This is a genomic window from Kitasatospora sp. NPDC056800, from assembly GCF_042789775.1.
Lineage (GTDB): Bacteria > Actinomycetota > Actinomycetes > Streptomycetales > Streptomycetaceae > Kitasatospora.
Genome location: NZ_JBHUAL010000276.1, coordinates 1 through 10,559 on the forward strand (window position 1 = coordinate 1; position 10,559 = coordinate 10,559).

Annotated in this window: 9 protein-coding genes; 2 read left to right on the plus strand and 7 right to left on the minus strand. The window is 73.7% G+C overall.

Annotated features, from left to right (window positions below; genetic code table 11):
* Positions 1 to 467 precede the first annotated feature (467 nt).
* The 7 genes from ACFRQN_RS37535 to ACFRQN_RS37565 are packed head-to-tail and all read right to left on the minus strand — an operon-like array spanning position 468 to position 8,723.
* Positions 468 to 2,720 carry an MMPL family transporter gene (locus tag ACFRQN_RS37535; RefSeq protein ID WP_380745045.1) on the minus strand — a complete coding sequence of 751 codons (2,253 nt, stop codon included), beginning with the start codon at positions 2,718 to 2,720 and terminating at the stop codon, positions 468 to 470.
* Positions 2,692 to 3,915 carry a beta-ketoacyl synthase gene (locus tag ACFRQN_RS37540; RefSeq protein ID WP_074003371.1) on the minus strand — a complete coding sequence of 408 codons (1,224 nt, stop codon included), beginning with the start codon at positions 3,913 to 3,915 and terminating at the stop codon, positions 2,692 to 2,694. The genes ACFRQN_RS37535 and ACFRQN_RS37540 overlap by 29 nt, the downstream gene beginning before the upstream one ends.
* On the minus strand, positions 3,912 to 4,184 hold the full coding sequence (locus tag ACFRQN_RS37545) for an acyl carrier protein (RefSeq protein WP_074003372.1): 273 nt from the start codon (positions 4,182 to 4,184) through the stop codon (positions 3,912 to 3,914). Before ACFRQN_RS37545 ends, ACFRQN_RS37540 begins: the two co-directional genes overlap by 4 nt.
* Before the next feature lie 33 nt (positions 4,185 to 4,217).
* Positions 4,218 to 5,213, minus strand: a complete 996-nt coding sequence (locus tag ACFRQN_RS37550) for an NAD-dependent epimerase/dehydratase family protein (RefSeq protein WP_380745047.1) — start codon at positions 5,211 to 5,213, stop codon at positions 4,218 to 4,220.
* Positions 5,210 to 6,883, minus strand: a complete 1,674-nt coding sequence (locus ACFRQN_RS37555) for an AMP-binding protein (RefSeq protein WP_380745049.1) — start codon at positions 6,881 to 6,883, stop codon at positions 5,210 to 5,212. The genes ACFRQN_RS37550 and ACFRQN_RS37555 overlap by 4 nt, the downstream gene beginning before the upstream one ends.
* A complete protein-coding gene (locus tag ACFRQN_RS37560; RefSeq protein WP_380745051.1) occupies positions 6,880 to 7,845 on the minus strand; it encodes a 3-oxoacyl-ACP synthase III family protein in 966 nt (321 codons plus the stop codon). The genes ACFRQN_RS37555 and ACFRQN_RS37560 overlap by 4 nt, the downstream gene beginning before the upstream one ends.
* A 53-nt stretch (positions 7,846 to 7,898) precedes the next feature.
* Positions 7,899 to 8,723, minus strand: a complete 825-nt coding sequence (locus ACFRQN_RS37565; protein WP_380745053.1) for an alpha/beta fold hydrolase — start codon at positions 8,721 to 8,723, stop codon at positions 7,899 to 7,901.
* 379 nt (positions 8,724 to 9,102) lie between these two features.
* On the opposite strand from ACFRQN_RS37565, the gene ACFRQN_RS37570 reads away from it, so the two are divergent.
* Together ACFRQN_RS37570 and ACFRQN_RS37575 are read left to right on the plus strand one after the other, a co-directional pair.
* A complete protein-coding gene (locus tag ACFRQN_RS37570) occupies positions 9,103 to 9,777 on the plus strand; it encodes a hypothetical protein (protein ID WP_074003376.1) in 675 nt (224 codons plus the stop codon).
* A gap of 43 nt (positions 9,778 to 9,820) precedes the next feature.
* Positions 9,821 to 10,516 carry a hypothetical protein gene (locus ACFRQN_RS37575; RefSeq protein ID WP_380745055.1) on the plus strand — a complete coding sequence of 232 codons (696 nt, stop codon included), beginning with the start codon at positions 9,821 to 9,823 and terminating at the stop codon, positions 10,514 to 10,516.
* Positions 10,517 to 10,559: the final 43 nt, after the last annotated feature.

Sequence of the window (10,559 nt, forward strand, 5' to 3'; positions counted from 1 at the left end):
TCTCAACGTGCTCTGGGCCCTCATACGCGACAGCCGCACCTTCGATGCAGTTGCGCCCAAGAACGCCGCCCCAGCGCAGTAAGGCAGTCACGAGGGGTCACCGCCCTGGCTTGACAACATCATTGGGAATCTCCCTTACCGTCGTCGCCGCTCCGGCCGACCAGCCCCGACGATCACGCCGACCAGCCCTGCCACGCGAGAACGAACACCCGGCCTCGGGAGGGGAACTACCCGCTCCACACCGTCACGACGGGCCCCGCGCAACCGCACGCCCCGGCTGCGCCTCCAGCGCCGGACAGCACTCCGGCGGACTCGCCCTCGGCTACGGAACCACCGGCCCACCACCGCGACGCCCCGCCCGGTGACCGCGACGCCGACATCGTCGGCCTCATCACCGTCTGGACAGCGGCGCTCCACCGGTTCGGCACCGGCCTCGCAGACGGGGCCGGGCCACGTCGCTCACGCGCTCACTCGACCGCCCCCAGGTCCCGCAACGGCTCCGGACGAGGCCCGCTCGGTGCCGTCCGTCGCCGTAGGCGCGGTGTCCACCAGTTGAGTTCGCCGAGCAGGCGCATGGTGGCGGGGACCAGCAGCATGCGCACCACGGTGGCGTCGACGGCCACGGCCACCACGACACCGATGGCGATCTCCTTCACGGTCAGGACGGGGCTGGTCGCGAAGGCGGCGGCGACCAGCACGATCAGAGCGGCGGCGGCCGAGATCAGCCCGCCGGTGCGCCCGAGGCCGGTCACCACGGCGCTCGCGTTGTCCATGCCGCCCCGGTGGAGCTCGCGGATCTGCGCGATCAGGAAGAGCTCGTAGTCGACGGAGAGCGCGAAGACGAACATCAGCATGATGGCGGACTCCAACGCTCCGACGTACCCGGCGGGTTGAAGGCCCAGCAGCCGGGCGCCGTGGCCGTCCTGGACGGTCCAGGTGACGGCCGCGAAGGCGATGCCGAGGGACATCGTCGTGGTGACGACGGCCTTGAGCGGGACCAGCACCGACCGGAAGGCCAGGAAGAGCAGGCCGAACGTGACCACCAGCAGGTACCCGACCAGCGCCGGGAGCCTGGCCTTCAGGGTGTCCAGGACGTCGACGTTGACGGCGGCCGGTCCGCCGACCAGGACGCGGCCGCCGTCAGGCGGGTCGAGCGCCCGCACCGCGCGCACCAGTTCCTCGGCGACGGGGGCGTCCGGGGCGGCGGGGGCGGTGACGCTCATCAGCACGCTGTGCGCGGTGGTGGCGCGAAGTCGGACGTCCTGGGCGTTCGGCAGCCCGGCGAGCCGCTGCTGCCAGTGGGCCAGTGCGGTCCTGCCCGGTTCGCCGCCGATGTCGTCCCGCAGATGGGCGACGACCTGGAGTTGGTCGAGCCCGGCCGCCGGGAAGTCCTCGTGCAGCAGTTCCTGTGCTCTGCGGCTGGCCGCCCCGGCGGGCAGGGTCCGCAGGTCGCTCGCCGCGAGGTGCAGCCCGACGACCGGGACGCTCAGCACGGCGATCACCGCGACGGCGGCGGTGAGCCAGGCCCAGGGGTGGGTGACGGCGCTCCGGCCCAGCCGGTACCAGAATCCCGTCTCCTCGCCCTCGGCCCAGGCGCGGCCGAGACCGGCCCGCCCGAAGCCCGGCAGCCGGACGCACCCGGCCTCGACACGCGGGCCGAGCACGGCCAGCACGGCGGGCAGCATGGTGAGGCTGGCGGCGCCGGCCAGCGCGACGGTGACGGCGGCGCCGATGCCGAGGGAGCGGGTGATGGGGAACGGAAGCAGGGTCAGGCCCAGGACGGCGAGCGAGATGGCCGTCGCGGAGTAGAGCACGGTGTGCCCGGCGGTGGCCATGGTGGCGGCGACGGCCCGGTGCGGGTCGCCCCGGTGGCGCAGCTCGCGCCGGAAGCGGACGACGACGAACAGGGCGTAGTCGACCGACAGCCCGAGGGCGATCATGACGACGACGTTGCGGGTGATGTAGCTGACCGGCACCAGCGGGGAGAGGAGGCGCAGCACCGCGAAGGACATCGCGAGGCTCGTGCCGGCCACGGCCAGCGGCAGCAGGGCCGCGGTGAGGCTGCCGAAGAACAGCAGCAGTAGGAGGAACAGCAGGGGGAAGACGTAGAGTTCGGCGCGGGTGAGGTCGTCGTCGACGGTGCGGTCCAGGTCGACCTGGAGCGGCACCTCCCCGGCGTAGGCGACGGTGAACCCGTCGACGTGCAGCAGCCGGCGCAGCCGCTCGTAGGAGGCGTCCTTGGCCTGGTCGCCGGTGCCGGCCAGCCCGACGACCACGCAGGCCGCGTGCCCGTCGGCGGAGAGGAGTTCCCGCTTGCCGGTGTTCCAGTAGTGCTGGGCACCTGCCATCACGGTCCTGGGGACGTCGCCGAGCGCGGTGCGCACGGCTTCGCCGAACTCCAGGTCGTGCACGGTGAGGGTCTCGCTGCGGAAGATCACGACCGTGCTGGTGCCGCCCGCGTTGTAGTGGTGTTCGACGGCTTCGAGCGCCCGGCCGGATTCGGCCCCGGGGTTGGTGAAGCCGCCGTGGGACAGCCGCGCGGGCAGCCCTGCCCCGACGGCCGCGGCGACGGCCAGCAGCAGGGCGGTGGTCCACAGCACCGCCCAGCGGTGGCGGGCGACGAGTGCGCCGAGCCGGGCCCCGGCGCCGTCCGGCGGTGCCAGGGCGCCCCGGGCCGCGCTCGCCCGGAGGTCAGCTTCGGCGCAGGGCGAGGACGACATTGTGGCCTCCGAAGCCGAAGGAGTTGCTGAGCGCCGCGTCGATGCGTTGTCGGCGAGCGGTCCCGGTGACGCAGTCGATGTCGAACTCGGCGAGGTCGGGGGTGAGGTTGGCGATCGGCGGTACCAGCCCGTGCTCGATGGTCAGCACGGTGAGCGCCGCCTCGATCGCGCCGGCCGCGCCGAGGCTGTGGCCGAGCACGCCCTTGGGGGCGGTGACGCTGGGCCGGTGCGGCAGGGCGCGGGAGATCAGGCCGGCTTCGGCGGCGTCGTTGAGCGGGGTGGAGGTGCCGTGGGCGTTGACGTGGTCGACGTCGCCGGCGCCCAGGTCCGCGGTGCGCAGCGCGGTGCGCAGCGCCTGCTCGGCGCCGGCGGCGCCCTGGGGCGGCGCGGTCGGGTGGTGGGCGTCGTTGCTGGCGCCGTGTCCGGCGAGCACGGCGCGCGCCCGGGCGCCGCGTGCCTTCGCGTCCGCGGCGCGCTCCAGGACGAGGACGGCGGCGCCCTCGGCCAGGACGAAGCCGTCCCGGTCGGCGGCGAACGGCCGGGAGGCGCCCGGTACGTCGTGTCCGCGTGCCGACAGGGTGCCCATCCGGTGGAATCCGGTCGCCACCAGCGGGCTGAGGGCGGCTTCGGTGCCACCGGCCAGGACGATGTCACAGGACCCGGCGACCAGCAGGTCGTGGGAGACGGCCAGCGCCGTGGCGCCGGAGGCGCAGGCGGTGGCGCAGGCGAGGGTCGGGCCGCGCGCGCCGAACTCCTGGGCCACCTCGCCGACGGCCATGTTGCCGATGACCATCGGGACCAGTGTCGGCGAGACGTGGGCCGGCCCGCGCTGTTGGAATCGGCGCAGCTGGTCCTCCCAGTGCGGCGCGCCGCCGAAGCCCACCCCGAGGACGACGGCGACCCGGGCACCGTCCCACCCGCCGGTGTCCAGCCGCGCGTTCCGGACGGCCTCCCGGGCCGCGAGCAGCGCGAGCTTTCCGAACCGTCCGATCCGCCATGCCTTCTTGCGCCCGACCGCCGTGTCCAGGTCCGTGGCGGGGATGCGGCAGGAGAACGCCACCGGGGCGGCGTCGAGGTCAGGGTCCGGTGACGCGGTGGGGGTTCCGGCGCAGACCCGCCGCCAGGTCTCCTCGGTGCCGACCCCGGCCGGGGTGACGAGCCCCAGGCCGGTGACGGCGATCTCGGGGCGGTTCACGCGACGGGTTCGGTCGCGTCGCCGAGGCGGGCCTGGACGATCCGGGCGATGTCGGTGAGCGTGCTCTGCCGGTCGGCGTCCTCCTGGCTGATCAGGATGCCGAACTCGTCCTGGAGGACGAAGGCGAACTCGGCCAGCGCGAGCGAGTCGACCTCCATCTCCTCGAACGTGGCGTCGGGGCTGATGGCGTCCGCGGATACGCCGAACCGTTCGACGAGCAGGGTCTGGGCGGTGTCGCAGACGGCGTCCACGGAGAGCGTCGTGTCCATGGTGGTTCCTTTCCGGAGTGCGAGGGGGCGGGCTCAGCTGCCGGTGGTGCGGTGGTGGCGGGTCAGTTCGGCGATGCCCTGGTCGAAGGTGGTGGGCGGTTCGAAGCCGAGGTCGCGCCGGGCCGCCGTGAGGTCGAACCAGTGCGGCCGGGTGAGCTGGTGGAGCAGGAACCGGCTCAGGCCGTGGCCGGTGTGGCGGCGGACCGTCGCCGTCGTGGCGTCGGCCAGGACGGCGGCGGCCAGCGCCACGGGGTAGGGCACCGGGTGCCAGCTCGTGTGGCGTCCGGCCGCGGCGAGCAGCCCGGTCACCACCTCGCGCAACGGCCGTGGTTCGCCCTGGGCGACGAAGTAGGTCCGCCCGGCCGCCGGGTGGCCCGGTCGCAGCCGGTCCAGCGCGAGCAGGTGGGCGTGGGCGGCGGTGGCGAGGTGGCAGGTGTCGACGAGGTTGCCGCCGCGGCCCGGCATCAGCAGCCGTCCGGTTTCGGTCGCCCGCAGGAGGGCGGGCAGGAAGTGGGGGTCACCGGGCCCCCAGATCAGGTGGGGCCGAAGCACGGTGGTGGCCAGGTCCGGGCCGTTGGCGGCGAGGACGGCCGCCTCGGCTTCGGCCTTGGTGCGGGGGTAGGCGGCCAGATGGCGCCGGGGCCGGGGCAGCGACTCGTCCCCTGCCGTGATGCCGTCAGGGGTGAAGACCGCGCTCGCGGTGGAGGTATAGACCAGCTGAGGGACGCCGAGGGCGCGACAGGCGCTCAGGACGTTGCGGGTGCCCTCGACGTTGACCGCGCGGTACGGCCGCTCGGGCCCCCGGACTCCGGCCAGGGCCGCGTTGTGGATCACCGCCGCGCACCCGGCGAGGGCCCGCCGGACCGCACCCGGGTCGGCGATGTCGCCCAGGTGCTGACGGACCCCGAGCCGCTCCAGCTCAGGACTCCAGCGGCGGTGCAGCGAGACCGCGATGTCGCCGCGCCCGGCGAGGCGCCGGCACAGCTCCAGACCGAGGAAGCCACTGCCCCCGGTGACCAGGACCCTCATCGCCCGCCTCCCAGCACGCCGCCCGGGCCTCGTCGGCGCAGCTGTCGGCGGGCCCAACGGGCCAGGCGGTCGCGGTCGACGCGCGAATTGTGCCTCGGGTCGGTGGGCAGCCGGCGGTGGACCAGCACGGTGGCGATCCGGTGCCCGCCCGGCACCGCGGACAGGGCCTGCCGAAGACTCTGGCGGACAGCCGTCCCGGAGTTGGCCGCCGATGGCGCCAACTCGATGCAGAGCACCGGCCGTTGGCGGCCGACGGGCCCGAGGCCGATCAGCGCGGTGCGGCCGATGCCGGGCACCGCGTCGGTGATCCGCTCGACCACGGCGGTGTCGAGCACGAACCCGGTGCCGTGCACCCGGTGTGCGGAGCGCCCGAGGAACCACAGCCGGCCGCTCTCGTCCAGCCAGCCGAGATCGCCGGTGCGGTGCAGCAGGTCCTCACCGGTGCCGACCTTGGCGGCGGTGTTCGCTTCCGGGCGGGCGTGGTAGGCCCGGCTGACCTGCGGGCCGCCGACCGTGATCTCTCCGTACCTCCCTCGCGCCATCGGCCGGTCGGAGGCCGACCGGCCGGCCGGCGCCAGGACGTGGGCCGCCATGCCGGGCACCGGGCGGCCCAGGCAGACCCCGCGGTGGGTGTGCAGCGGATCGGCGTGCGCGGCGGCCAGCTCGGCACTGTCGATCACGCTGACCGGCAGGCACTCGGTGGCGCCGTACGCGCTGAGCAGCGTCGCCTCCTCCGGCAGCGCCCGGCGCAGCGCACGCACCAGCCGGTCGGGCGGCGGGGCGCCGAAGGAGCAGATCCGCCGTACCGGGGCGAGCGGCAGGCGGCCGCCCTCGCACCCCTCGGTCAGTGCCCGCAGCACCGCGGGGGAGGCGCACACCACCGAGGTGCGGTGGTCGGCGACGGCGCGGACCAGGTCCGCGCCACGGGTGCGCGCGGGCCTGAGGTGGTCGACGGCCGGGACGACGGTGGTGGCGCCGGTGGCGGGCCCGAACAGGGCGAAGGGCAGGAACCCGGCGAGCAGCACCACACCGGGGCCCAGTTCCAGCAGCCCGGCGACGGAGCGGACCTGAGCGGCCAGCTGCCGGTGCTCGTACTCGACGCCCTTGGGCGGACCGGTCGAGCCGGAGGTGAAGGCGATCAGCGCGAGCGAGGTCGCGGGCGGCGGGCTCGGCCACGGCGGACCCGGCCGGGCCGGGTCCGGCCGCGGGCCGCGCCGCGTACGTCCCGTGACCAGCGTGGTGGTGACGTGCCGACGGGCCCAGCCGAACAGCAGCCGGGCCAGGTGGGCGAGCGGGTCGCCGATGAACACCTCGGGCCGGGTCTCCTCCAGGCAGGCCCGCAGGGCCGGCCGGGGCAGTGCCGGGTCGATCAGCACCGGTACCGCACCGAGGGCGAGCAGCCCGTACACGGTGGTCACCAGCTCGTACGGGTCACGGGCCATCACCACGGCCTTCTGCCCGGCTCCGACCCCCGCCTCGCGCAGTTCCCGGGCACGCGTGCGGCAGGCGGCCTCCAGCGTCGCGAAGTCGACGGTGTGCCAACGCCCGCGCGGAGCGGGCCAGACGAGCGCGGTACGGTCCGGTTGCAGGTCGGCCCAGCCGGCCAGGCGGGCGGCGAGCGTCTCCGGCCAGGCCCCGTCCGCCCGGACGGCCCCGGAGTCCGCGGTCACCACCGCAGTGCCATGACGCCGACACTGGTGCCGCTGGCCAGGCCGACGATCCCCACCAGATCGCCCTCGCGCAGCCGGCCCTGCTCCTGCGCGAGGACCAACTGCAGCGGGATGGTGGAGGTGGCGACGTTGCCGTGGTGGGCGAAGGTGGGGATCACGGCCTCTTCGGGGATACCGGTGGTCGAGCAGAGGATGCGGGTCATGGCCGCCGAGGGCTGGTGGACACAGAACAGCGCGCAGTCGGCCACGGCACCGATCAGCTCGCCCGCGGCCTTGACGGTCTGTTCCCGCAGCCCCGCGAAGGAGGCCGTCAACGCGGCGTCGTCGACCTCCAACTCGTGCATCCGGCCGGTGGCGTACGGGCTGCGCAGTACCGCGCTCGGCCACGCGGCGGGGTTGGCGAAGAACCGGCTGCCGAGGATGCCGGGCCGTTCGCTCGCCTCCACCAGCACGGCCGCTCCCATGTCGCCCAGCGTGAGGCTGGCCATCGCCGACGCGAGCCGGCCGCGGTCCGGGACGCGCCAGCGGGTGAGCCGGCTGGGCGCCTCCCCGGTGACCACCAGCACCCGCCGGTAGGAGCCGAGCCTGATCAGCGCATCGGCGCTCTCCAGCGCGCTGAGCACGCCGTTGCAGGCGTTCATCAGGTCGAAGACCGGTGCGGTGACACCGAGTTTGGCGGCCACCACGTTCGCGGTCGCCGGCTCGTCGAGGTCCTTGGTGATCCCGGTGTAGACGAGCAGGTCGATCGCCTCGGGCGGGAGGCCGGCGTCCTCCAGGACGGCCGCACCCGCCCGGGCCGCCAGGTCCGAGGGCAGGTCCCCCGGCGCCGCCACGCACCGCTCGCGCAGCCCGAACATGTGCTCCAGCAGCCCCGTCGGCAGCGCGGCCCCGGGGCTCTGCCGGCACAGCTCCTCCTCGATCTCGCGGGAGCTCTGGCGGGCCTCGGGGACATGGACCCGCACGAGACCGATCCTGCTGTGGGGCGAGGGCATGGGTACCTCTCTGTGATAGGTCGTCACCGCGCGGACAGGAAGCGCCGAAGCGGCCCGACCAGGGCCTCGCCGACGTCCTCCAGGACGAAGTGGCCCGCGTCGGCGAAGGCGTGGACCTCGGCGTGCGGGAATCTGCGGCGCCACTCCCCCAGGACGAGCGGCGTGAACACCGGGTCGCGCAGGCCCCAGCCGATGAACACCGGCAGCCCGGCGTGGTCGGCGCTGTCCCCACCGGGATCGACCAGGGACCAGGCGGGGTCCTCGCCGCTGCGCGGGATCTGCCGCAGGAAGTCCCGTACCGCCCGCCGCCGCCACGCGCCGCGGTACGGCCACAGGTAGGCGGAACGGACCTCGGCGGGCAGCGGCCGGACCACCCCGGCCCGCAGCGCCGCCCGCGGGAAGGCGTTCAGCAGGTGCGCCGCCTCACCGAGCGGCCCGATGTCGCGCAGCAGGGCCAGCGAGCGCGGCAGCCGGTAGCCCTCGGGCCAGCGGAAGCCCACGCTGTTCAGCACGACCAGCCGGGTCACCAGCCCGGGATGCCGCCTCGCCCAGGCCAGACCGATCGGCCCTCCCCAGTCGTGCACCGCCAGGGTCCAACCCTCCGACGGTGCCCCGCACCGCTCGATCAGGTGGGCCGCCAGCACGTCGAGGTGCTCCAGCCGTTCCACGAAGGGAATAGGGGCGGCGCCGACGCTCCGCCGGGAGAGGCCCATGCCCAGCTGGTCCGGCACGACGCAACGGAAGTCCTCGGCCAGCGCGGTGACAAGGCGCCGCCACAGATATCCCCACGTCGGGTTCCCGTGCAGCATGAGCACGACGTCGCCGGACCCCTGGTCGACGTAGTGCAATCCGGATTCCTCCTCGCGCCGCCAGTGCTCCGTACCCGGAAAGCCGGGCAGACGAGGTCGACTGGGCAGCATGGGGGTCTCCCCTGGTCCGTCGGCGGCCCGGCGGGCCGGCGCTGAAAGGTCTGCCGCAGAACGTAGCCCGACGCCGGCGGAAGACCCGGCAGGCGCACGCCGCTATCCCTCGACTGCCGGACAGTAAAGATCGTCAGCGATCTTTAGTGGCAAAAGTCAACCCATTCATGACTCTTCCCACACGCTGCGACAGTCGGATCAATATCGCACCGTAAAGGCGAATCCGGTCCCGCCTGGATCGCGCAGTTCCATGCCAGTGGTGATCCTGGCACCAGCAGTTCGTATACACAATCAAAAGGAGGACATTATGGGCTTTCAGCCCACCGCCGCGGACACCCCGTCCGGTCCACACGCCGGAAACTCCTCGACCCGGCGCTGGCGCCTCGCCACCGTCCCGCTCGCCCTGGCCGCCACGGTCGCCGGTGCCGGCCTGCTCATCCAGGAGACCGCCCCCACTCCGGCCGCCGCCAGCGGCTCCACCGGCCACCGCGACACGCTCCTGACCAAGCTCAGCTGCTCCGGGCAGGCGGTCGTCACCACCAGTGCGCCGATCACGGACGCCCCCACGAGCGTGTCCATCACCGCGGTCGGCACCTACGACGACTGTTTCGCCGAGAACGGCGGGCCCGCGAACGTCCTGTCGGCGACGTTCACCTTCGCCGGCTCCGGCACGATCTCGTGTTCCTCCCCCAGCTCGTTCAGCGGCACCGAGACCATCACCTGGTACAGCGGACTGAACCAGACCGGCAGCGTCGTCGGAACCTCCACCGTGACCACCAACGGCGCACAGCCCGTCGAAGGCGACCCCGCGCACGAGGAGATCCTCGACTCGACCGACAGCACGGTGTCCCTCGGCAGCACCGTCCTGCCGGGGGCCGGCGTCGTCGCCACCTTCGAGCCCACCAGCGACATCAGCAACTGCTCCAACGGCCTGAGCAGCATGACCGTGAAACACGACGCCGCGTTCTCCGCCCTCCTCTGACCCCTCCTCTCCCAGCCGCCCGATCTCACAGAACAGGAACACCATGCCTTCGCACTCCTGGGACTCCGACCCCGTCCCGACGCGGGAAACGACGCCCTCCAAGCCCCGCCGGTGGCACCTGGCCGTCGTCCCGCTCGCCCTGGCCGCCGTGGCCGCCGCCTCGGCCGTGCTGCTCCAGCAGTCCGCCCCCGCCTCGGCCGCCGACACGCCGGTCGTGACCGACGGCGCCGACGGGGCTGCCAAACCCCGGGCCACCCCCCTGCTCAAGCTCATGTGCGGCGCGAACGGTACGATCCAGAGCACCCAGCCGGTCACCAACACCCCCACCTCGGTCGACATCTCCATGACCAACGGCGTCGTCGAGAGGTGCCTGACGCAGAACGGCGGACCCGAGCTGTCCGCCGGAACGGTCTCGCTCACCGGGGCGGCCACCCTCTCGTGCGGCCAGGTCGGCCAGCTCACCGGCACCATCGTCGTCAACTGGTCCGACGGAAGCGGCAACTCGGCCGGCGTCTCCACCATCAACGCCGACGGCATGCAGCGCGTCCAGGCCGACGCCTCGAAGAACGAGATCACCAACAATCTCAACGGCGTGGTCTCCCTCGACAGCACCGTCCTGCCCGGTGCCACCGTCACCGGCACCCTCTACCCGGGGGCCGACATCACGAAATGCAGCACCGGGACCCTCAGCAGCCTCCCGAACAGTGACATCGTCCTGCGTTTCAACAGCCTCGTCTGAGACTCCCTCGGCACCGGGCCGGGGCGCGGCACCTGCCGTGCCC